Here is a 22451-nt window from a genome sequence, read left to right as displayed (position 1 = left end):
GTGGACCTGACGATTCTCTACCGGGGACCGCTCGCCTCCTGTGATTACGACTGCCCCTACTGCCCGTTCGCCAAGCGGCGGGACAGCCGTGCGCAGCTCACGGCGGACCGGGAGGCGCTGGAGCGGTTCACCGGCTGGGCCGCGGCGCAGACGACCGACCGGCTGTCGGTGTTGTTCACGCCGTGGGGCGAGGGCCTGGTGCGCTCCTGGTACCGGCGGGCGCTGACCGAGCTGTCCCGGCTGCCGCACATCGGCCGGGTCGCGATCCAGACGAACCTGAGCGGTCGGACCGAATGGCTGGCGGACGCCGATCCGGAGCGGATCGCGCTCTGGTGCACGTACCACCCGGGGCAGACCCCGTACGACCGTTTTCTGGGGAAATGCCGGGAGCTGTCGGCGAAGGGCATCCGCTACAGCGTGGGCGTGGTGGGGTTCGACGAGCATCTCGACGAGGCGCGGCGGCTGCGGGCGGAGTTGCCGGGCGAGGTCTATCTCTGGGTGAACGCCGCCGAGGGGCAGACGTACACGGACGAGGAGGCGGCGCGGTGGACGGAGCTGGATCCGCTCTTCCCCTACAGCCGTGATCCGCACCGCTCGGCGGGGCTGCCCTGCCGGACGGGCGAGTCGGTCATCTCGGTGGACGGGGACGGCACGGTGCGGCGCTGCCACTTCGTCGAGGCGGAGCTGGGCAATCTCTACGACGGCAGCTACCGCCGGGCGCTCGGCCCGCGGGCGTGCCCGCTCGCCGAGTGCGACTGCCACATCGGCTATGTGCATCTGGAGTCGCTGCCGCTGTACGACGTGTTCGCCGGCGGTGTGCTGGAGCGGATACCGGCGGCGTCCGGCACGGGCACGCCGCCGGGCGGGTTCGTCGTGCCGAACACTCCCCGGCGTGCGCTTCCCCTGCTGGAGCCCTGAGGGGGCAGGCCCTACAGCGGCAGCAGGTCCGGGCGCTTGGCCTCGACGTGGTCGCCGGAGGACTCGCCGCGCAGCCGTCGGCCGATCCAGGGCACCAGGTATTCGCGGGCCCACTGGATGTTGTCGCGCCGCTCGTCGAAGGGGCTGCGCTGGGCCTGCGGCGGCCAGGGCTGGTCGGGGTCGGCGGGCACGTCGTGGCCGAGGACCTGGGCGGCGCGGAGCGCGACGCGGGTGTGTCCCTCGGGCGACAGGTGCAGCCGGTCGGCGTCCCACGCACGGCGGTCCTGGACGGAGCGCAGCGACCACAGGTCCAGCACGGGGCACTGGTAGCGGTCGGCGATGGCCCGGAGATGGACGTTGTACGTGGCGATCTTGCCGCGCATGTGGCGCAGTACCGGGACGCCCCGGGTGTCGAAGCCGGTGGTGACCATGACCGTGCCGACGGCGTTGCTCAGCTCGGCGACGGCTCGCTCGAAGCGCTCGGCGAGATCGTCGGGGTCGGTGCCGGGTCGGATGATGTCGTTGCCGCCCGCGCAGAAGCTGACCAGGTCGGGGGCCAGTTCCTTGGCGCGCGGGACCTGTTCCTCGACGATCTGGTCGAGGAGACGTCCTCGTACGGCGAGATTGGCGTAGCGGAAGTCCCCGTGCGGGGAGTCCTCGTGCGGGGCGTCCTCGGAGCCGGCCCGGCCGGGGGCCGGCAACCGGTCGGCGAGGAGCACCGCGAAGCGGTCCGCCCAGCCGACGAAGGTCCCGTCGGGGCCGGGGTCGCCGACGCCCTCGGTGAAACTGTCGCCGATCGCCGCGTACGACCCGATGGTGTGCTGCTGGTTGTTTCTCGAATCGTCTGCCACAAGGACTTATCCTGCATCGTCCGATGTGACCTACGCGACCGTAATACGGGGTTGACGGGTGGTGAGATAGACCACCCGGTCAGTTTTCGGTAAACCCGGAATAAAGCGAGGGGCGGTGCGCCGCCGCGCACCGCCCCTCGCGGACACTTCTCGTCGCCGCTGGGTCAGAGGGAGACGCCGTGCTGACGCAGGTAGGCGATCGGGTCGACGTCCGAACCGTAGCTCGGGCCGGTGCGGACCTCGAAGTGCAGGTGCGGGCCGGTGGAGTTGCCGGTGGAGCCGGAGAGGCCGATCTGCTGGCCGCCGGTGACGGTCTGGCCGACCGAGACGTTCAGCGCGGACTGGTGGGCGTACTGGGAGTACATGCCGTCCTCGTGCTGGATGACGACCTCGTTGCCGTACGCGCCGCTGTTGCCGGCCGAGACCACGGTGCCCGGGCCGATGGCGAGGACGGGGGTGCCGGTGGCGGCCTGGAAGTCCGAGCCGGTGTGGTAGCCGCTGGACCAGCTGGCGCCGGAAGCGCGGTACTGGGTGGTGACGTTGGCGTTGGCCAGCGGGGCGGACCAGCCGGAGCCGGTGGCCTCGGCGGCGCCGGTACGCGCCGGGGCGCCGGAGCCCTCGGAGTCGTCGGCGGAGATGGTGTCGCCCTTCGGGGCTTCTTCCTTCGGCGCGGCCTTCGGGGCCGGTTCGGCCTTCTTCGGGGCGGCCTTGGGGGCGGCGGACTTCTCGGCCGGGGCGGAGCCCTTGGCGCCGAGGGTCAGCTTCATGCCCGGGTGAATCAGGCTGGGGTTGTCGCCGACTGTGGAGCGGTTGTCCTGGTAGAGCTTCTCCCACCCGCCCTTGAGCCGGTGCTCGGCGGCGATCTTCGACAGGTAGTCGCCGGAGACCACGGAGTACGTCTTCGGGGCGGCCTTCGACGCGGCGGGGGCGGCGGCCGGAGCGGTGTGCGCGGCGGCGACCGAGGCGGCGGCCGGCTTGGCGGCCGGGGCGGTCTGGTCCGCGGCGTTCACGGCGGTGGCGCCGATGAGCGGGAGGGCGAGTGCGGCGCCGCCGGTCCCGGCGGCGAGGACGCCGCGGGAGATCGGGCCGGACTTCGGACGACGGTGCTTACCCTTTGCGGGCATGGGGAAGTTCCTCTCCGGCGCCTGCGAGGTGAGCTGTCGGGTTCGGGCTGGAGATGCCCGGTCGCGTCGCGGCGACTTCACCCTAGCCGGTCCGGATCACTCCGGCTCGGCGGCTTACCTGGTTCCCCCGCTCCTGCCACACGTGAGTGGGTGGGTGCGAATTCCGGGCGGCGGCAGGATTAGGCGATCCGTCCGGATTGACGGTGACCGTAAACCGGTCAGGACGGGCGGAACAAGCCATCGGTTGCCCGGCGGAATCATCGATTCGATATCGCTCCGGATTTCCCGTCACACTCCGTGGATGGCGGATCTTGAATTTCCTTACGGGCAACGGGAATGCTCGACGGCGCTCTCACCACGGACCGTCACGGATATGATCCCGCTCACCTCCGAAATCCCATCTCCCCCATTAGCGGGGCATGTTCTGCGAAATGCACCAATACGGACATGCCGCGAGCGGCACCGCCTGACACCCGGTCAGCCGGGCCGCCCGGCACCCGCCCCCGGGGAGGCGACCATGATGATTTTCCGTCGAATCGATGTCGTATCGTCACGGGAGCGCCCTCGCCGGAGAGCCGCGCCGACGCCCGAGAACCGAGGAGTCCCCGTGACGCAGCAGGTGCCGCAGATCCCGCCGACAGAGGTCGTGCTGACCGGAGTCCGCAACTTCCGCGATGTGGGCGGGCTCCCCACCGCGGACGGGCGGCGCACCGCCTTCGGCCGGCTCTACCGCAGCGGCCATCTGGCACACGCCACCGCCGAGGACGCGGCCTTCCTCGGCGGGCTGGGACTGCACACGATCTTCGACTTCCGGCACTCCGCCGATCACCGGCTCGACGGGTACGACATCGAGCTGGCCGGTGTCCGCAATGTCAGCATTCCGCTCTCGGACCCGGCCGATGGCGCGGAGTTCTGGCGGCTGGTGGGCAGCGGGAACATCGAGCAGCTGCGCTCGGTCCTCTCCGGCAGCAAAGGCGTCGACCGCATGATCCGGATGTACCGCGCGACGATCGAGGACCGCACAGCCGAGCACAGCCGGGTCCTGCACGCCCTGGCCGAGGACAGCGTCCCGGCGCTGATGCACTGCGCGGCGGGCAAGGACCGGGCCGGCCTCTCGATCGCGGTCGCCCTGCTCGCGGTCGGCGTCGTGCCGGAGGCGATCGAGGAGGACTACCTCAAGTCCAACGATCTCCACCGCCGGTACAAGGTGAAGCGCTCCGACCCGTCCGGCGCCGGCATGTCGCCCGAGGTGCTGGAGCTGCTGGACCCGCTGTTCGGGGCGCGGCCCGCCTATCTCGCGGCGGCCTTCGCGGCCATCGAGGAGAACTGGGGGACGACGGACCGCTATCTGTCCGAGGGGCTGAAGCTCTCCCCCGCGACGCGGGAGCGGCTGAGCGAGCGGCTGCTCGACGAAGGCTGACCTCTCCCCCGTGACGGCGGCCCGCGCCGGAACGGGCCGTCACTTGCTCCCGGCCACCACGAAGAGCAGGTAGAGGAAGGCCGCGATGATGTGGCCCGCCACCAGATAGGCGAAGAGCCGGATGATGACGCCGCGCGGCATCCGCTTCTCCTGCGGGTCCTCGTTCGCGCGGCGTCCGGGCCCAGCGGGTCGTAGTGCTCGGAATCGGACATGACGGTCCTCTCTGCCGGCCTCGCGGCCGGTGGCATGAAGGGTGGGGCCGGCGGGAGCGGCCGGTCAGCGCGAGTGCAGTCCGCTGCCGAGGCAGAGCTCGGCAGCGGGGCTCTGCAGCAGGGAGTGGACGAAGAGCAGCTCCGCGCCGCGGCGGTCGACGGCCACGATCCGGTGCGGGGTGAGCGAGTCGAAGTGGGCGCTGTCGCCGGGTTCGAGGTCGTGGACGGTGTCGCCGAGACCGACCCGCAGCCGGCCCTCCAGGACGTAGAGCCACTCCTCGCCGGGGTGGACCCGGACCAGGTCGCCCTGAGCCCCGTACGGGACGCGCACCCGCAGTGCCTGCATCGCGCGGCCGGAGCCGCCCGCCCGCCGGTACATCCAACCGTCGGCCTCCGCGCCCTCGAAGCCGCCGCCGCGGATGATCGCGTCCCGTTCGGGCGGCTGCTCGCCGAGCAGCTCGGAGACCGTCGTACCGTAGATGCGGGCGAGCCCCAGCAGCATGGGCAGCGAGGGCTGCCTGCGGCCGGTCTCCAGCCGGGAGAGATGGGCCGGCGAGAGTTCGGCCCGCTGGGCCGCGGTCTCCAGGGTGAAGCCGCGGGCGCGGCGCAGATCGCGCAGTCGGGGTGCGACGCCGGGGAGCTCGTCCGGCGCCCCTTCGTCCGGAGGGTTCATATGCCTATTGGGCCAGGAGTTTTCCTCAGAGGCAAATAACTTGCCTCTGAGGCAAATGCGAGGTCAGCGGTTGGCGACGGCCTGCTTGACGAGGGTCCGGCCGAAGTCCCACATCAGTCCGCCGCCGCTGTGCGCCTCCTCCATGACGGACGTGAACGCCGCCACGAAACGGTCCACCTCCTCGTCCCCGATGACCAGGGGCGGAATCAGTTTGATCACTTCCAGGTGGTCGCCGGAGACCTGGGTGAGGATCCGGTGCTTCTGGAGGAGCGGCACGACGATCATCTGGGCGAAGAGTCCCTTGCGGGCGGCCTGGAGCATGGTCCAGCGGCTGCGGAGCTTCAGCGAGGAGGGCCGGCCGAACTCGATGCCGATCATCAGCCCGCGCCCGCGCACCTCGTGCAGCAGTTCGTAGCGGTCCACCAGGGCGGCCAGCCGCTCACGCAGCAGATCGCCGGTGCGCCGGGCGTTCGCGACGGTCTCCTCGTCCTCCATCACCGTCAGGACGGCGAGCCCGGCGGCCATCGCCTGGGCGTTGGAGCCGAAGCTCGCGGAGTGGACGAGGACCCGGTCCATGGAGGAGTAGACCTTGCGGAAGATCCAGTCCTTGCCGAGGGTCGCGCCGACCGGCACATAGCCGCCGGAGAGGGCCTTGGCCACGCACACGAGGTCGGGCTCCACCCCCTCCTCGTGCTGGTAGGCGTAGAAGTCCCCGGTACGCCCCAGGCCCGTCTGGACCTCGTCGGCGATCAGCAGCGCCTTGTGCCGGTGCAGCAGCTCCTGGGCCTCGCGCAGATAGCCGGGCGGCGCGGGGTGCACGCCCTTGCCCTGGATCGGCTCGACGATCAGCGCCGCGACGTCGCCCCGCTTCAGCTCACGGCGCAGCGCGTCGAGGTCGCCGAGCGGAACGGCCGTGTCGGGGAGCAGCGGGGCGAAGCCGTCGCGGAAGCCGCTCTCCCCGTTGACGGACAGCGAGCCCGTGGTGAGCCCGTGGAAGGCGTGGTCGCAGTAGAGGACCCGGGGTTTCCCGGTGGCGTACCGGGCGAACTTCAGCGCCGTCTCGACCGCTTCGGTGCCGCTGTTGCCGAAGAAGACCCGGTCCAGGTGCGGGCTGTGGGTCAACAGCTTCTCCGCGAGCAGTCCGGGAAGCGGCTGACAGTCGAAGCGGGTGAGGTCGGCGAGCTGGGCGTCGAGCACGTCGTGGAGGGCCTTGGCTACGACCGGGTGGTGCCGGCCGATGCCCATGACGCCGAATCCGGCGAGCATGTCGAGGTAGTCGTTGCCCTCCGCGTCCCAGAAGTACGCGCCCTGGGCCCGCTCGTAGACCTTGTCGAAGCCGATGGTGTGCAGCATGCGCGGCAGCTGGTGGTTGAGATGGCGTGCATGCAGCTCGTACCGCTCGGCACCGCGCTCGGCCAGGAGCCGTCCCAGGTCGAAGCCGCCCGGCCCGCCGTCCGTCACCGGTTGCCGCCCACGCTCTCCCGCGCCGCGCGCAGGGACTCCTTGAGCGATCCCATGGTGGCCAGCACGGCCGTGGGTTCGTAGCCGCAGTGCGCCATGCAGTTGGCGCAGCGCGGGTCCTTGCCCCGCCCGTACTTCTCCCAGTCGGTCTCCTCGATGAGCTGACGGTACGTCGGTACGTAGCCGTCGCTCATCAGGTAGCAGGGGCGCTGCCAGCCGAAGAGCGAGTAGTTGGGGATGGCCCAGGCGGTGCACGGGAAGTCCGCCTTGCCCTCCAGGAAGTCCAGGAAGAGCGGCGAGTGGTTGAGCCGCCAGCGGGCTCGGTTGCCGCCCGCGAAGGCCTTCTTGAACAGTTCGCGGGTCTGCTCGACGCCGAGGAAGTGCTCCTGGTCGGGGGCCTTCTCGTAGGCGTAGGCGGGAGAGATCATCATCTCGTCGACCTTGAGGTCGTCATTGAGGTAGTTGAGGACCTCGATGATGGTCTGCGGGGTGTCGGTGTTGAAGAAGGTGGAGTTGGTGGTGACACGGAAGCCGCGCGCCTTGGCCTCCTTCATCGCGGCGACGGCCTCGTCGAAGACGCCTTCCTTGGCGACCGACTCGTCGTGCCGCTCGCGCAGTCCGTCGATGTGCACGGCGAAGGCGAAGTACGGGGACGGGGTGAACTTGTCGAGCTTCTTGCGCATCAGCATGGCGTTGGTGCACAGGAAGACGTACTTCTTCCGCGCGACGAGCTGGCGCACGATCTCGTCGATCTGCGGATGCATCAGCGGCTCGCCGCCGGCGATGGACACCATGGGGCCCCGGATTCGAGGACCGCGCCCACCGCCTGGGCGACCGGCATGCGCTGCTTCAGGACACCGGCCGGGTGCTGGATCTTGCCGCATCCCTCGCAGGCGAGGTTGCAGGCGAACAACGGCTCCAGCTCGACGATCAGCGGGAACTTCTCACGCTTGCGGAGCTTCTGTTCGAAGAGATACGTCGCAACCTTGATGGTCTGGCGGAGCGGCATGGCCATCTGGCTCACCTCCTGGGGAGCAGTAAAGATCGGTGCCATTCGTAGAAAGCCGGAAGGACGGCACGAAGAACGCGGAACGCCGATATTCCACCGCGTACGGTGCCGATGCGGACGAGCTCATGCTCTGGAGCGTCCACGACCACCCGGACGGCCGCAACCGGGCGCGGTCCGTGACACAGGGCGGTACGCAGTGTCGCGGCGGACTCCATGTCCACCGCGATGGCCCCGCCCGCCCGCAGCGCGGCCCGCTCGGGCCCCCGTACGACGTGGTCGGAGCCGGTCAGCGGGCCGGTGTGGACCCTGCGGCCGGGCAGGGCGCGGGTCAGCGCGGCGACCAGGACGCCGGTGCCCGTGCAGGGGGTGGTGCCGTCGGCGTCCCGGGTCTCCTCGGCGACGACGAGGTCCCCGGGGTGCATCCCCGGGGCGAGGCCGGCGCAGAAGCCGGAGGCGATGACGGCGGCATCGGACAACCCGTCGGGGCCGCCCAGAAGGCGCGCCACGGCCGCCTCCGCCGCCCGGGGGCCCATCCCGGTGCGCAGGATGCGGACCGGGCCCGGGGCGCCCCTGCCGCTGCGCAGGGCCACCTGCTCGATGCCGAGGGCACAGGCGACCAGCAGCGGCGTCACGGGGCTCCCGGACCCTCGCGGATCGCCCATCACATCCCCTCGGCGGCGTCCGCGCGGTCCGCGAACGGGTCGCCGTACACATAGCGCCCGAGTGCGGTGAGGGGGAACACCTGGCGGTAGAGGTGGTAGTTGATCGAGAAGTCCCAGGGGAATCCGGTGCCGGTGAAATACGGCTCGTCCCAGGAGCCGTCGGCCTGCTGCGCCTCGGTCAGCCAGATGATGCCCCGGGTGACGGAGGCGGTGTCCCGGCGTCCCGCGGCGAGGAGGGCGAGCAGCGCCCAGGCGGTCTGGGAGGCGGTGGACTCACCGTGCCCGATCCACTTCTCCTCCTGGTAGGAGCGCAGGTCCTCGCCCCAGCCGCCGTCGTCGTTCTGGACGGACTCCAGCCAGTCGACGGCCCGGCGGATCGCGGGGTGGCCCGCGGGCAGTCCGGCGGTGATCAGGGCGGGCACCACGGAACCGGTGCCGTAGACGTAGTTGACGCCCCAGCGGCCGAACCAGGCGCCGCACGCCTCCTGTTCGGCGAGCAGCCACTCGATGCCCTCGCGGGTACGGGGGTGGTTCGCGAGCCCCTCGACAGCGAGCATCTCCACGACGTGGCCGGTGACGTCGGCCGACGGGGGGTCGATGACCTCGCCGAAGTCGCAGAAGGGCAGCCGGTTGGGGAAGGGGCTGGTGTTGTCGGCGTCGAACGCGCCCCAGGCCCCGTTGCGGGACTGCATCCCGAGGTTCCAGCGGACCCCGCGGGCGATCGCCGCCTCGAGCCGGGCGGGGTCGGGGTGGCGCACCCGGCGCAGCGCCAGGACGACCTCGGCGGTGTCGTCGATGTCCGGGTAGTTGTCGTTGTGGAACTCGAACGCCCAGCCGCCCGGGGCCAGTTCGGGTTTGCGGACCGACCAGTCGCCGGGGCGGGTGATCTCCTCGGCCAGCATCCAGTCGGCGGCCTTCACCAGGGCGGGGTGGTCGGGTCTCAGGCCGGCGTCGGCCAGCGCGATGGTGGCCAGGCAGGTGTCCCAGACGGGCGACTGGCAGGCCTCGATCATGCGGGCGCCGTCCTCGCGGTGTACGGCGAACCGGTCGAGCGAGGCCAGGCCGGCCTTCATCACCGGGTGGTCGAGGTCGTAGCCGAGCAGGTGCAGGGCGATGATCGAGTAGACGGCGGGCGGCTGGATCCCGCCCCAGCAGCCGTCGTTCTCCTGGCGTTCGATGATCCAGCGGGCGGCCACGTTCATCGCGATACGGCGCAGCGGGCGCGGGGCGATCTTGTGGTAGAGGTGCAGCCCTTTGTCGAGGCGCTGGAAGAGCCCGTCCCAACTGGTGGGCGGGGCAAGCTTCCTGGCCGGGTTGGGGTGGTCCGGGTCGGTGTGCAGCTCGTCCAGGGCGAAGGGGGCGGGGCGCACGGGGCGTTTCGCGGAGACGATGGTGAGCGGCACGATGGTCTGCCGGGCCCAGCAGCCGAAGTCATAGATGTTGAGCGGGACCCGCTTGGGGAGGAACATCAGCTCGGGCGGGAGTTCGGGGAGGTCGTCCCATTTCCACCAGCCGAAGAGGGCCAGCCAGATGCGGGTGAAGACGCGGGCGGCGGCGATGCCTCCCTGGTCCCGGATCCAGCCGGAGGCGCGGGCCATGTGCGGTTCGTCGGGGCGGTCCCCGGCCAGCCGCAGGGCGACGTACGCCTCGATCGTGGCGGAGAGGTCCCCGGGTCCGCCGTAGAAGGTGTTCCAGGTGCCGTCGCCGAGTTGTTCGCCGCGGATGAAGAGGGCGGCGGCCCGGGTGGTCCCGGGGTCCTGGATTCCGAGGAACTGGCGCAGGAGCAGGTCCTCGGCATCCATCGTGACGTTGGTGGCGAGGTCGCCCTTCCACCAGCCCTGCTCGTCCTGTCTGCCGAGGAGGTGCTCCACGGAGCGTTCCGCGGCCTGCCGCGCGATGTCGGTGACATCGTTGGCGGCGGTTCTCGTGTCGGTCGGATCGTCCGGTGCCCCGGTGGTGTTCGCGGCCCCGGTCGATCCGTCGGTCGTCGCTGTCATGAGCTTCCCCTTACGTGCAGTCGTCTCTCTGCTGTGCTGGGGTCTCCGTCGGCCGGCGCCCCGATGAGGGCGCCGGCCGGCGACTGCGAGTCATATGGAGAAAGTGATCATCTCTTTCGTACCACCACGAAGTCGGCGAGCTCGGTGAGCTGCTTCCGCACCCGGTGGGGCATGTCGACGGCGTGCAGCGCCTCGATGGCGATGGCGTGCTGGCGACGGGCTTCCTGGGCGGTCCACTCGCGGCCGCCCGCCTCCTCGATGAGCGCCGCGCGGGCGGCGAACTCCTCTTCGGAGAAGCTGTCGAAGTCGTTGCTCTTGGCGTCGGCGGCGAGCAGTTCGCCGAGGCGCTCGGAGGCCTCGCCGCCCGCGGCGAGCGCGGCGACGACCGGCAGGGACTTCTTGCGCTGGCGCAGGTCGCTCCAGGTCTGCTTGCCGGTGGACTCCGGGTCGCCCCAGATGCCGAGCAGGTCGTCGACGGCCTGGAAGGCGAGGCCGAGGTGGTAGCCGTACGCCTCCAGGGTGTCGGCGGTGCGGTCGTCGGCGCCGCCGAGCACCGCTCCGATGGAGACGGCGCAGGCCAGCAGGGCGCCGGTCTTGTTGCCCTCCATCTCCAGGCACTCCTCGACGGTGACCCGCTCGCGGTGCTCGTAGGAGATGTCCTGGGCCTGCCCGTCGATGAGCTTGCGGGTGGCGGTGGTCAGCCGGCGGGCCGCGCGGCCCGCCTGGACGGTGCCGAGCTCGAGGAGCAGGTCGTAGGCGAGGGCGAAGAGCGCGTCGCCGACCAGGATCGCCTGGGCGGGGCCGTGCACCTTCCATACGGTGTCGCGGTGGCGGCGCTGTTCGTCGCCGTCCATCAGGTCGTCGTGCAGCAGAGAGAAGTTGTGCACGAGCTCGACGGCCACGGCGCCGGGGATACCGGCCTCCGCCGGGGCGCCCGCCGCCTCGGCGGACAGCAGGGCGAGCGCGGGGCGCACGGCCTTGCCGCCGTCCCCGTCCGACGGCCGCCCCTCTGCGTCGATCCAGCCGAAGTGGTACGCGGCGACGGTGTCCATGGGCGGCGCGAGCCGGTCCACGGCAGCCCGCAGGACCGGCGCTGACAGGGCTCGTCCGCGCTCCAGAAGCGCGGTGACGTCCGCGGTGTCAGCCACGGTGTCGAAAGCCGGATTCGCCGGGGTCACAGACTCTCCTCTTGTTCCGGTGGTACTGCTCATGCCGCCTCCTGAAGCGGATGTCCTGAGGGGCGGCCGAGGTCCTGGAGGGCCGCGTCGGCGGCGGCTCCGCCACTGCGCACGGCACCCTCCATCGTCGCGGGCCAGCCGGTGTCGGTCCAGGCCCCGGCCAGCTGGAGGCCGGGCAGCCGGGTACGGGGGCCGGGGCGCAGCCGCCCGACGCCCGGGGCGGGCGCGAAGGTGGCGGTGCGCTCCCGGGTGACGAAGAAGTCGCGGATGCCCGCGCCGCGGGCGGCGGGCAGCAGCCGCTCCAGCTCGGGCAGGTAGCGGGAGCGCAGTTCGGCGACGGGGAGGTCGATCTCGGCCTGGGCGGCCGACTGGGAGACCGCCAGATACTGCCCGGGGCCCTTGAGGCCCGAGGAGTGGGTGCGGTCGAAGACCCACTGGACCGGGGAGCCGATCGCGGCGAAGAACGGCCGGCGCAGTACCTCGCGGTCGTAGATGACGTGCACGTTGAGGATCGGGGCGCATGCGATGTCGAGCAGCAGCTCCGGCTCGTCCAGCGCGCCGGCGGGCAGCAGGTCGTGGGTCTCGGTCTGCGGCACGGCCAGCACGACGGTGTCGGCGATGATCCGCTCCCCCGCGCGCTCGACGCTCCAGCGGCCGTCCTCGGTGCGGGCGAGGGAGCCGACCTTGGCGCGCAGTTCGGTGCGGACGCCCGCGGTGTCCAGGGCCTTGCGGGCGAGGGTGTCGTGCAGGTCGCCGAGCGGGACGGTCGCCCAGCCGATGTCGGCGGCGCCGGGGTCGGAGAGCAGGCCGGTCTTGAAGACCTTCGCCGCGAGCGCCATCGAGGCGTCCGGAGCGGTGGCGTTCAGGGTGGCGACGCCGACGAGATCCCACAGGGCCTCGATGGCGCGGTCGGACTGGCCGTGCCGGCGCAGCCAGGTGGCGAAGTCGATCCGGTCCAGCTCGGGGTCGGCGGGGTCGAGGCGGCCCAGCGCGAGGGCGGCCCGGCCCACGGCCGCCTTCTCGGCGAGCGAGAGGTGCGGATAGGCGGCGAGGCCGCCCGCCAGGTGGAGCGGTACGGGCAGGGCGGTCCGGCGGATCCGTCCGAGGCGTGGTCCGGCGGCCCGGCCGACGTCCAGCACGGGCACGTCGAGGCGGTCCTGGAGGGGGGCCAGGTGGGCGGCGTCGATCCGGTCGAGGAACCAGCGGTAGCCGGTGCAGCAGCGCAGGTAGACGTGCTGGCCGTTGTCGACGGTGAGGTCGCCGCGCTGGAAGGAGAAGGCGAGGCCGCCGAGGCGGGGCCGGCCTTCCAGGAGGGTCACGTCGAGTCCGGCGTCGGCGAGGCGGAGTGCCGCCGTGACCCCGGCGAGGCCACCGCCGACGACCACGCCGACGGGGCGCGGGCTCTCGTCGCTCATGCCTGCCCCTCCCGTCGGGTCGTGGCTGTCTGCCGGGTCCTCACCTTGCAGATCGTCGCAGTCAGTGACGCGTCGGGCCACCGGAGGGTTGCCCCGGGGCCGGAGCCGCGCGGCCGCATCAGGCTCGCCCCCTGGCGGTGTGCCGCGAGATATGGCGGGCGTCGAGGCCGGACAGGCCGCGCACCGCGACGTAGGCCTTCTCGTGGCCGGGCAGGGAGACCCGGCCGCGCAGGACGGCCTCGGGGTCGCGCTCGATCCGGTCGAGGAGGCGGCGGTAGATCCCGGCCATCGCCGCGACGCAGGCGCCGCTGCGGCGGTCGAGCATCGGCAGCAGCCGGTAGCCCTCGGCGAACAGGGCGCGGGCGCGGCGGACCTCGAAGTGGATGAGGCCGGCGAAGTCGGACCCGGGGGGCGGGGTGGTGCGGTGGAACCCGGCCGAGCAGCCGAATTTGGCCAGGTCGTCGGCGGGCAGGTAGGTGCGCCCGTTGCCCGCGTCCTCGCGGACGTCGCGCAGGATGTTGGTGAGCTGGAGGGCGAGGCCGAGGGTGTCGGCGTACTCCGCGGCGCGCTCGGCCCCGCGGGCGCCCGGCGCGGTGCCGAAGACGCCGAGGCTGAGGCGTCCGATGGCTCCGGCGACGCACCGGCAGTAGGCCTTCAGATCGTCCCAGGTCTCGTAGGTCGCGCCCCGTACGTCCATCAGGACGCCGTCGATCAGCTCGTCGAGTCCGCCGAGCGGGAGCGGGAAGCGGCGGGCCGCGTCGGCGAGCGCGACGGCGACCGGGTCGGTGTCGTCCTCCTCGACCTTGCCGTGCCGGACCCGGTCGAGCAGCTCGCGGGTGCTCTCCAGCCGGGTCCGCTTGGTCCCGGCGTCGAGCTCCCCGTCACCGATGTCGTCGACCCGACGGGAGAAGGCGTACAGCGCCGACATGGCCTGCCGCTTCTCGTACGGCAGCAGCCTGATGCCGTAGGCGAAGTTCCGGGCCTGTTGTCCGGTGACCGCTTCGCAGTAACTGTATGCGGCCTGCACCGGCGGCGACATGTACGTCGTCTGTCCCTCCACGGTCCGGCTCACCTCTCTCCACGCGCTCTTCGCAAGACGGTTCCCACTTCACGCAGCAGGCTGGGCTTGGTGGGCTTGGGTGGTCCGGGCAGTACGTCGAACCCGGCGGCCGAGATCGCCGTGAGCGCGCTGCGGCCGCCCCCGACGAAACCGGCGAGGAGCAGTTTCAGCCTGCCGTCGACGCTGCCCACCAGCGGAGGCCCCTCGTCCAGCAGGTCGCTCGCACGCTGGGCCTCGTACGCGATCAGGGCGCGCACGGAGGCTCCGGCGGAGGGCGCCGCCAGGTCGGCTTCGGTGACCCGGAAACGCTCCATGTCCTCGGCGGGCAGATAGATCCGGTCGCGTTCCAGGTCCTCGGCGACGTCCTGGAGGTGCTCGACGATCTGGAGTGCGGTGCAGACCGCGTCGGAGCGGCGGACGCGTTCGGGGCTGGTGGTGCCGGTGAGGGCGAGGACCAGGCGGCCGACGGGGTTCGCGGAGAGCTCGCAGTAGGCGGCGAGCTCGGCGTAGGTGCCGTAGCGGCGGACCTTCTGGTCCTGGCGGTTCGCCTCGATCAGGCCGAGGAAGGGCTCGGGGGTCAGTGCGCGGCGGCGCACGGTGGGGCGCAGATTGCGCAGCAGGGGGTGGTGCGGCTCCTCGCCGGTGGTGGCGAAGACCCGGCGGAGGTCGGTCTCCAGGGCGTCGAGCATGGCGAGGCGGTCGTCGCTCTGCTCCGGCTCCAGGCCGAGGTGGCGGGCGTCCGCGCCGCCGGGGGCGAGATCACCGTCGCCGATGTCGTCGACGAGCCGGGCGAATCCGTAGACCGCCATCAGGTCCCCGCGCCAGGCGCGGGGCAGAAAGAAGGGCGCCACGGGGAAGTTCTCGTCCGCGGCCTTGCCGAGGGTGGCGTCGCCGATGTGCGCCGCGGGGGTCGAGGTCACTGCGGACCACCCGGCGCGGGGACGGCGAGACCACGTCGGAGCTGGAGATTTTCCGTCATTGCCGTCACATCTCCCGTTCTACACTGCTGACCCAAAACAACCCTTTTCGGACACGCCGCTCAGTCTTCCCCGTGCACTGCGGCAGAGCCTCGGTGCCGCGGCGTATCGCCCTACTTGCCATGAATCAGCACCGCTCCAGCTTACGTTGTACAGCTCGCAGGGGATCGGCGGGGTGGAGCGTCCGCCACCGCTTCCCGGCCGCACCTGTCAACCTTCCCCGGGCACGGCTGACTTGACGTCATCCGCCGGGAGGAGATCGGACCTGGCCCCCTACTGCGGAGGGCCTGCCCGGCAACGGGCACCGCACGGCCCCCGCCGGACCGGTCCGGCGGGGGCCACGGGATGGGCTCGGGGGCTCGGGCTACTTGCCCGTTTCGCGCTCGTACGCCTTGAGGACTTCCTCGGTGGGGCCGTCCATCAGCAGCTCGCCCTTCTCCAGCCACAGCGCGCGGTCGCAGGTGTCCCTGATCGACTTGTTGTTGTGGCTGACCAGGAAGACGGTCCCCGCCTCCTTGCGCAGTTCGCGGATCCGTTCCTCGGAGCGGATGCGGAACTTGCGGTCACCGGTGGCCAGCGCCTCGTCGATCATGAGGACGTCGTGGTTCTTGGCGGCGGCGATCGAGAACCGCAGGCGCGCCGCCATGCCGGAGGAGTACGTCCGCATCGGCAGGGTGATGAAGTCGCCCTTCTCGTTGATGCCGGAGAAGTCGACGATCTCCTGGTAGCGGGAGCGGATCTCGGCCTGGGTCATCCCCATGGCCAGACCGCCCAGCACCACGTTGCGCTCGCCGGTCAGGTCGCTCATCAGCGCCGCGTTCACGCCGAGCAGCGAGGGCTGGCCGTCGGTGTACACATGGCCGGATTCGGTCGGCAGCAGTCCGGCGATGGCCCGCAGCAGCGTCGACTTGCCGGAGCCGTTGGTGCCGATGAGGCCGATGGCCTCGCCGCGGTAGGCGGTGAAGGAGACACCGCGTACGGCGTGCACCTTCCGGACACCGCGCGGCTCGCCCTTGCCCCGCCGCAGCATGCGGCTCAGCGCGGCGGTGGCGCTGCCCCGGCCGCCGCCCGCGCCGTTGACCCGGTAGACGATGTGCACGTCGTCGGCGATCACCGTGGGGATGCGCCCCTGCGCGTTGTCGTCAGCCACGGCCGTACCGCTCCTCCGCCTTCCAGAAGTACACGAATCCCACGACGCCCAGCAGCACCGCCCAGCCCAGGCCCGCGGCCCAGACGTGGTCCGGCAGGTTCTCGGAGCCGTAGCCGTCGATCATGGCGAAGCGGACCAGGTCCATGTAGATCGCCGCCGGGTTGTACTGGAGCACGTCCGCGATCCAGGCCGGCTTGTCCTTGAGCATCACCGGGATGGAGAACATGACGCCCGAGGCGTACATCCAGGTGCGCATCACGAACGGCATCAGCTGCGCGAGGTCGGGGGTTTTCGAGCCGAGCCGCGCCATGACGAGGGCCAGGCCGGTGTTGAAGACGAACTGGAGAAGCAGGGCTGGAATCACCAGGAGCCACGACAGCGAGGGGTAGCTGCCGAAGATGACGGTGACCGCGACCATCACGATCATCGAGAAGAGCAGCTGCTGGAGCTGCTGGAGCGAGAAGGAGATGGGGAGCGAGGCCCGGGGGAAGTGGAGGGCCCGGACCAGGCCGAGGTTGCCGGAGATCGACCGGACACCCGCCATCACCGAGCTCTGGGTGAAGGTGAAGACGAAGACGCCGGTGACCAGGAACGGCACGAAGACGTCGTGGGGGATCCCCTCCCTGGTCCCCAGGATCAGGCCGAAGATCAGGTAATAGACACAGGCGTTCAGCAGGGGCGTGACCACTTGCCACAGCTGGCCCAGTTTGGCCTGGCTGTACTGAGCGGTCAGCTTCGCCCGGGAGAAGGCCAGGATGAAGTGGCGTCGGCCCCAGAGCTGTCGCATGTACGCGAACAGCCCCGGTCGGGCGCCGCTCACGGTCAGGCCGTACTTGGCGGCCAGCTGGGCCGCGTCGAGGCCCTCGTCGGCGGACGGCGGGGTCCCGAGGGCTACCCCACCGTCGTGGGTCGTGTCACTCACAAGTTGAGACTCTCGTCTTCACGCGCAGCCAGTCGCGGGTGCGGCTCAGGCGGACAGGTTCCGGAAAGAAAATACGCCTCATGCTCTCAGAGGTAAGCGTCTCAGATGACCGGAGGTCGGCCCAGCCTCGTCAGCCGCCACACCGTACGCCACTTCATCGGGCGCCGGGTTCCGCAAGGGGTCGTCCAGCCTTCCCGGAATCCGCCGAACCAGGCCTTCAGCGCGGGCGGCGACGGGCGCCTGACCAGGGTCAGCAACAGCCAGACCCCGGTGTAGAGCGGTACCAGCGGGGCGGGCAGGTTCCGGCGGGCGAGCCAGACCCGGTTGCGGGCGACCATGCGGTGGTAGACCGCGTGCCGGGACGGGGCGGTGGTGGGGTGGTTCAGCACCATGTCGGCGCGGTAGTCGATCATCCAGCCCGCGTCCAGCGCCCGCCAGGCGAGGTCCGTCTCCTCGTGGGCGTAGAAGAAGTCCTCGGGCAGGGGCCGACCTCGGCGATGACCTTGGTGCGTACGGCGTTGGCGCCGCCGAGGAAGGTCGTCACCCGCGAGGAGCGCATCGGGTCGGCGGCCCGCAGCCGGGGCACGTGCCGCCGCTGGGTGACGCCGGTCTCCGGGTCGGCGATGCGGAAGGTGACGATCCCGAGCTTCGGGTCCGCCGCGAAGGCCTGCCGGCACAGCTCGGCGGTGTCCCGGTTCGGCAGCAGCCCGTCGTCGTCCAGGAAGAGCAGCGCGTCCACGTCCGCCCCGCAGGGTCCGAACGCCTCGATGCCGACGTTGCGGCCGCCGGGGATGCCCAGGTTCTCGGGCAGCTCCACCGTGCGCACCCCGGCGGGCACGTCGGGGACCGGGGCGCCGTTGCCGACGACCACGACCTCGATCCGGTCACCGTGCTGGGCGGTGACCGAATCGAGGAGGGCGCGGAGCTCGTCCGGGCGGTTGCCCATGGTGATGATCACCGCGCCCAGTTTCATGGGACGGGTCACTTCAGCCTGCTGGACGCCAGGACGGACACCAGGTGCAGCAGGGTCTGCAACAGCGCGATGCCGGCCATGACCGCCACGGTCAGGCGGGTGTAGAAGAGGTCGCCCGCGATCGAGTCCACGACGGCCACCACGAGGATCACCAGGGACGCCTCGATACCGAGGATCAGCCGGTGGAACTTGAGCGCGGCGGCGGCCTTGCGGGCCAGCGCCATCCCGGAGGAGCGCGGCTCGGACGCCGCCTCCTTCACCGGCGGCAGCCCGCCCTGGTGACGGGCCACGCCCACCAGGTCCGTCTCGGCCTTGATCAGGATCGCGCCGAGCGCCGCGAGCGTCCCGAGGAACGCCCAGAGCCAGTCGATCCGGCCCTCGCCCCAGATGTCGGCGGCCCGCAGGCCGAGGCCCACGAGGACCGCCGCGTCGCACAGATAGGCGGCGACCCGGTCCAGATAGACCCCGCTGAGCGAGTACTGCTTCTTCCAGCGGGCCAGCTCGCCGTCCACGCAGTCGAAGAGCAGATAGAGCTGGACCATCACCACGCCGAGCACGGCGCCCCAGACGCCAGGCACCAGCAGCGCCGGGGCGGCCAGGGTTCCGGCCAGCGTCATGACGTACGTGACCTGGTTCGGCGTGACGCGGGTGTTCACCAGGTAGCGGTCCACGCGCAGCGAGACCTCGCGCATGTACATGCGCCCGGCCCAGTGCTCGCCGCTGCGCCGGTCCTTCACCCCCGGGGGGTGCACGACCGGACGGAGTTCAGCTACTGATGGTCGAGACATAGTCGGCGTACGCGTCCCTGATCTGATCGGTGGACAGGTTGAGGTGCTCCAGGACCGTGAAGCGTCCCGGACGCGTCTGCGGCGCGTAGTCGACGGCCTTGACGAACTCGTCGACGCTGAACCCGATCTCCTCCGGCAGGACCGGCAGACCGTGGCGGCGCAGTATCGATGCCATCAGGAGGGACTCCTGGCGGGCACCGCGCAGATGCATGGCGAAGCAGGCGCCGAGGCCGACCTGTTCGCCGTGGCTGGCCGCGCGCTGGGGGTAGAGCAGGTCGAAGGCGTGGTTGATCTCGTGGCAGGCGCCGGAGGCCGGCCGCGAGTCGCCCGCGACCGACATCGAGATGCCCGTCAGCACGAGTCCCTCGGCCAGCACCTTCAGGAAGGCGTCGTCGCCGACGCCGCCCGGGTGGCGCAGCACGGCCTCGCCGGCCTGGCGGGCCATCGCGGCCGCGAGCCCGTCGATCTCCTCGCCGTTGACCTCGTGGGCCAGCTCCCAGTCGGCGACGCAGGAGATGTTCGAGATCGCGTCGCCGATGCCGGAGCGGACGTAACGGGCGGGCGCCTCACGGATCACGTCGAGGTCGATGACCACGGCGATCGGGGTGGGGACCCCGTAGGAGCCGCGTCCGTTGTCGTTGTCCAGCGTGGCGACGGGCGAGCACAGGCCGTCGTGCGAGAGGTTCGTCGCGACGGCGACCATCGGCAGCCCGACCCGCGCCGCGGCGTACTTCGCCACGTCGATGATCTTGCCGCCGCCGAGGCCCACCACGGCGTCGTACCGGTTGCCCTTGATGCCGTCGGCGAGCTTCACCGCGGAGTCGATCGTGCCGTCGGAGACCGGATACCAGTCGGCACCCGGCAGGACCGGAGCGAGCCTCTCCCGCAGGGCGCGCCCGGATCCGTCGCTGATCGCGATGGCGAGCTTGCCCGAGGAGGAGATCCGCTGATCGGCCAGAAGACCCGCCAGATCGTCCATGGCGCCGCGCCGGATGTCGACGACGACCGGGGACGGAATGAGCCGGGTCAGTACTGGCACGCGATCTCCCGGCCCTTCTTCAGGTCGTCGTGGTTGTCGATCTCGACCCAGGTCACGGTGCCGATGGGGGCCACGTCGACGGTGAAGCCGCGGTGCACGAGCTCCTGGTAGCCGTCCTCGTAGTAGAGGTCGGGGTCGCGCTCGAAGGTGGTCTTCAGCGCGTCCGCCAGCTCCTCGGCGGCCTCGGCCTCGATGAGGGTGACGCCGATGTACTCACCGGTGGCGGTGGCCGGGTCCATCAGCTTGGTGATCCGCCGGACGCCCTTGCCGTCCTCGGTGATCACCTTCATCTCCTCGTCGGCGAGCACCTTCTCGGTGTCCAGGGCGAGGATGATCTTCTGGCCCTTGCCGCGGGCGTCCAGGAGGGTCTTCTCGACGGAGACCGGGTGCACGGTGTCGCCGTTGGCGAGGATCACGCCGCGCCCCAGGACGTCACGGGCGCACCACAGGGAGTAGGCGTTGTTCCACTCCTCGGCCTTGTCGTTGTCGATCAGCGTGAGGCTGAGGCCGTAGGTGGCCTCCAGCTCGGCCTTGCGGGCGTAGACGGCCTCCTTGCGGTAGCCGACGACGATCGCGACCTCGGTGAGCCCGACCTCGGCGAAGTTGGCCAGCGTGAGGTCGAGGACCGTCTTGTCGCCGTCGACAGGGACGAGCGCCTTGGGGAGCGTGTCCGTGTAGGGGCGCAGACGTCGTCCTGCACCGGCTGCCAGTACGAGGCCGATCATGCGAGTTCTCCTTCGTCGTGTACGGCGGGCGCCGAGGAGGACACCCAGAAGCGGATGGACTCCACGAGCACCACCAGAGCCACGGCGACCGCGAGCGCGGTCAGGGCCGTGGTGAAACCTGAGGCGTGGGTGAGTACGGCGGCGAGGACGGCCACCAGCGCGGTGCGGCCCTCGTGTCCACCGATCGTCCGCACCAGCCACTGGGGCGGCGCGCCGGTGCCTCCGCGGATGCGGTACACCGTGTCGTAGTGATGGTAGGCGACGGCCGAGACCAGCCCGAAGGCCGCCGGAACGGCGTGCGGTACGTCGCTGCGGGCCGCCAGCACGAGGATCGTGACGTACTCCGCCGCCCGGAAGAACGGCGGCACCAGCCAGTCGAGCGCGCCCTTGAGCGGGCGGGCGACGGCGAGGCCGGAGAGGACCACGTACACGGCCGCGGCCGCGACGGTGAGCCGGCTGCCGTACGGGAGGAAGAGCGCTCCGCCGATCATGACGAGCGTGCCGAGCAGGGCGACGGCCGGAGCCGTGAACGCGCCCCGGAGGCCGGGGGCGACGGCGGCCACGCCCTGGGCGAGGGGCCCGGAGTCGGCGAGGTCCGCGAGGGCCTGGGCGGCCCGGTCGGTACGGCTCGCCCGGCGGGTCAGCGAGCGCAGCAGACGGCCGGCCGTGGTGTAGCAGGCGGCGAGCGCGCAGCCGATGAGCAGGGCGTAGAAGACGATGCGCGGCGTGGTGACCGCGGTGAGGACCGCGATCATGGCCCAGCGCTCGCCGATCGGCAGCACGATCATCCGGCGCGCCCAGACCGTCCAGCCGACGCTGTCGAGCTTGTCGGAGAGGGCGGCGGTGGGGCTGGTGTTGGCGACCGCGTCGTGGTTGGCCTCGTTGAACGAGAAGTCCACGACATGGCGGCAGGCCTGGAGGACCATGGCGCCGAGCGCCAGGACCCAGACGTCATCACCGCCGCGGACGGCGCCGATGGCGAGCCCGGCGTAGTACGCGTACTCCTTGGCCCGGTCGAAGGTGGCGTCCAGCCAGGCGCCCATCGTGGAGTACTGGAGCGAGTAGCGGGCGAGCTGCCCGTCGGTGCAGTCCAGCACGAAGGAGACCAGCAGCAGGATCCCGGCGGCGATGTAGCCGCCGCGGGTTCCGGTGGCCGCCGCGCCCGCCGCGACGAGCGCGGTGATCAGGGACGCGGTGGTGACCTGGTTCGGGGTGAGGCCCCGGCGGGCGCACCAGCGGGCGATGTAGCGGGAGTACGGGCTGATGGCGAAGGTGGTGAAGAAGCCGTCGTGGGCCTTGACCGCGCTGCGCAGCCGGACCGCCTCGTCGTCGACCGCGTCGCGGGCGCTCTCGGCGGCCGCCCGCGCTGTGGCGTCGGCGGGGACGGTGGCGGTGAGCGATCCCAGCTCGGGGCGCTTGACGGCGGTGCCCTCGGCCTCCAGCGCCACGGCGATCCGGCCGGGGACGGTGCGGTCCTCGGGCGCCGGGTCGGCGTCGGGGGCGACGACGAGGGCGCCCGCGCCGACGGCCGCCGTGGTGCGCCGGAGCGCGCGCAGCAGGGCGCCGCGCGCCTCGGGCTGGGCGGTGAGGGCACCGGGCACGGTGGCGGCGGCGAAGCGCGGGTCGGTCAGTCCGAGCCTCAGCGCGTGGACGTGGCCGACGAAACGCGGATCGACGAGGGCGACCCGGCGGCCGGCCGGAACGGCGGCGAGGAGGGTTGCGGCGTCACCGGCGTCGGCGGCGGTCTGCACGTCGAAGCCCAGGGACCGCAGATCGTCCGCGAGCGACGACCCGGGTACCGGCGTACCGGTGAGGATGGCGGTCGACAGACGAACTCACTCCTTGGCACTGACGTGGACGACACACGGCGGCACGGCCACATGGCGGACCGGCGGCG

General features: G+C 71.4%; 18 protein-coding genes, 3 pseudogenes and 1 riboswitch. Of the genes and pseudogenes, 2 read left to right on the top strand and 19 right to left on the bottom strand.

Going from position 1 to position 22451, the window contains the following annotated elements; translation table 11 throughout:
- Positions 1 to 918, top strand: coding sequence for an STM4011 family radical SAM protein (locus CCZ36_RS31325; RefSeq protein ID WP_128819092.1), 918 nt, complete (start codon positions 1 to 3; stop codon positions 916 to 918).
- An 11-nt stretch (positions 919 to 929) separates the two neighbouring features.
- Here CCZ36_RS31325 and CCZ36_RS31320 read toward each other — a convergent pair whose 3' ends face one another.
- Together CCZ36_RS31320 and CCZ36_RS31315 are read right to left on the bottom strand one after the other, a co-directional pair.
- Entirely contained in the window at positions 930 to 1769 is an 840-nt protein-coding gene (locus tag CCZ36_RS31320) for an SGNH/GDSL hydrolase family protein (protein ID WP_069740051.1), read from the bottom strand.
- A gap of 164 nt (positions 1770 to 1933) precedes the next feature.
- Positions 1934 to 2893 carry a LysM peptidoglycan-binding domain-containing M23 family metallopeptidase gene (locus CCZ36_RS31315; RefSeq protein ID WP_128819091.1) on the bottom strand — a complete coding sequence of 320 codons (960 nt, stop codon included), beginning with the start codon at positions 2891 to 2893 and terminating at the stop codon, positions 1934 to 1936.
- Positions 2894 to 2896: 3 nt separating this feature from the next.
- Positions 2897 to 3056: riboswitch (cyclic di-AMP (ydaO/yuaA leader) on the bottom strand.
- 444 nt (positions 3057 to 3500) lie between these two features.
- Between CCZ36_RS31315 and CCZ36_RS31310 the strand changes: the two genes are divergently transcribed.
- Positions 3501 to 4313 carry a tyrosine-protein phosphatase gene (locus tag CCZ36_RS31310; RefSeq protein ID WP_128819090.1) on the top strand — a complete coding sequence of 271 codons (813 nt, stop codon included), beginning with the start codon at positions 3501 to 3503 and terminating at the stop codon, positions 4311 to 4313.
- A 39-nt stretch (positions 4314 to 4352) separates the two neighbouring features.
- Here CCZ36_RS31310 and CCZ36_RS36120 read toward each other — a convergent pair.
- The 17 genes and pseudogenes from CCZ36_RS36120 to CCZ36_RS31230 form a co-directional block, all read right to left on the bottom strand.
- Positions 4353 to 4525 (bottom strand): annotated as a pseudogene (locus CCZ36_RS36120) (DUF6126 family protein).
- A 64-nt stretch (positions 4526 to 4589) separates the two neighbouring features.
- Complete coding sequence (locus CCZ36_RS31305; RefSeq protein ID WP_128819089.1) at positions 4590 to 5198, bottom strand: helix-turn-helix domain-containing protein; 609 nt, start codon at positions 5196 to 5198, stop codon at positions 4590 to 4592.
- A 63-nt stretch (positions 5199 to 5261) separates the two neighbouring features.
- Complete coding sequence (locus CCZ36_RS31300) at positions 5262 to 6659, bottom strand: aspartate aminotransferase family protein (RefSeq protein WP_128819088.1); 1398 nt, start codon at positions 6657 to 6659, stop codon at positions 5262 to 5264.
- Positions 6656 to 7674 (bottom strand): annotated as a pseudogene (gene hpnH, locus CCZ36_RS31295) (adenosyl-hopene transferase HpnH). Before hpnH ends, CCZ36_RS31300 begins: the two are co-directional and overlap by 4 nt.
- 5 nt (positions 7675 to 7679) lie before the next feature.
- The gene (locus tag CCZ36_RS31290; RefSeq protein WP_069740056.1) at positions 7680 to 8330 is read right to left on the bottom strand and encodes a phosphorylase family protein; all 651 of its coding nucleotides are present in this window, start codon (positions 8328 to 8330) and stop codon (positions 7680 to 7682) included.
- A complete protein-coding gene (shc, locus tag CCZ36_RS31285; RefSeq protein WP_128819087.1) occupies positions 8330 to 10327 on the bottom strand; it encodes a squalene--hopene cyclase in 1998 nt (665 codons plus the stop codon). The genes CCZ36_RS31290 and shc overlap by 1 nt, the downstream gene beginning before the upstream one ends.
- A 107-nt stretch (positions 10328 to 10434) precedes the next feature.
- A complete protein-coding gene (locus CCZ36_RS31280; RefSeq protein WP_206515781.1) occupies positions 10435 to 11538 on the bottom strand; it encodes a polyprenyl synthetase family protein in 1104 nt (367 codons plus the stop codon).
- On the bottom strand, positions 11535 to 12920 hold the full coding sequence (gene hpnE / locus CCZ36_RS31275) for a hydroxysqualene dehydroxylase HpnE (RefSeq protein ID WP_069740059.1): 1386 nt from the start codon (positions 12918 to 12920) through the stop codon (positions 11535 to 11537). Before hpnE ends, CCZ36_RS31280 begins: the two co-directional genes overlap by 4 nt.
- A 118-nt stretch (positions 12921 to 13038) precedes the next feature.
- A complete protein-coding gene (hpnD, locus tag CCZ36_RS31270; protein ID WP_206515820.1) occupies positions 13039 to 13959 on the bottom strand; it encodes a presqualene diphosphate synthase HpnD in 921 nt (306 codons plus the stop codon).
- A gap of 29 nt (positions 13960 to 13988) precedes the next feature.
- Positions 13989 to 14900 (bottom strand): squalene synthase HpnC, encoded by a 912-nt coding sequence (hpnC, locus tag CCZ36_RS31265; protein ID WP_128819084.1) that lies wholly within the window; start codon positions 14898 to 14900, stop codon positions 13989 to 13991.
- A gap of 421 nt (positions 14901 to 15321) precedes the next feature.
- Positions 15322 to 16107, bottom strand: coding sequence for an ABC transporter ATP-binding protein (locus CCZ36_RS31260; RefSeq protein ID WP_006128931.1), 786 nt, complete (start codon positions 16105 to 16107; stop codon positions 15322 to 15324).
- Positions 16100 to 17029, bottom strand: a complete 930-nt coding sequence (locus tag CCZ36_RS31255) for an ABC transporter permease (RefSeq protein ID WP_006128930.1) — start codon at positions 17027 to 17029, stop codon at positions 16100 to 16102. Before CCZ36_RS31255 ends, CCZ36_RS31260 begins: the two co-directional genes overlap by 8 nt.
- Positions 17030 to 17130: 101 nt before the next feature.
- A pseudogene (locus tag CCZ36_RS31250) lies at positions 17131 to 18002 on the bottom strand (glycosyltransferase family 2 protein).
- 8 nt (positions 18003 to 18010) lie between these two features.
- Entirely contained in the window at positions 18011 to 18790 is a 780-nt protein-coding gene (locus CCZ36_RS31245; RefSeq protein ID WP_128819083.1) for a CDP-alcohol phosphatidyltransferase family protein, read from the bottom strand.
- The gene (locus CCZ36_RS31240; protein ID WP_069740063.1) at positions 18768 to 19829 is read right to left on the bottom strand and encodes an iron-containing alcohol dehydrogenase family protein; all 1062 of its coding nucleotides are present in this window, start codon (positions 19827 to 19829) and stop codon (positions 18768 to 18770) included. The genes CCZ36_RS31245 and CCZ36_RS31240 overlap by 23 nt, the downstream gene beginning before the upstream one ends.
- On the bottom strand, positions 19817 to 20554 hold the full coding sequence (locus CCZ36_RS31235) for a phosphocholine cytidylyltransferase family protein (RefSeq protein WP_128819082.1): 738 nt from the start codon (positions 20552 to 20554) through the stop codon (positions 19817 to 19819). Before CCZ36_RS31235 ends, CCZ36_RS31240 begins: the two co-directional genes overlap by 13 nt.
- The gene (locus CCZ36_RS31230) at positions 20551 to 22305 is read right to left on the bottom strand and encodes a DUF5941 domain-containing protein (protein WP_128819081.1); all 1755 of its coding nucleotides are present in this window, start codon (positions 22303 to 22305) and stop codon (positions 20551 to 20553) included. The genes CCZ36_RS31235 and CCZ36_RS31230 overlap by 4 nt, the downstream gene beginning before the upstream one ends.
- Between the last annotated feature and the right edge of the window lie 146 nt (positions 22306 to 22451).

The sequence above is a fragment of the Streptomyces sp. S063 genome (assembly GCF_002832675.1).
In the GTDB taxonomy this organism is placed as follows: Bacteria; Actinomycetota; Actinomycetes; order Streptomycetales; family Streptomycetaceae; genus Streptomyces; species Streptomyces sindenensis.
Note: the sequence above shows the minus strand (reverse complement) of the source record. Positions and strands in the feature narration are given on the sequence as shown.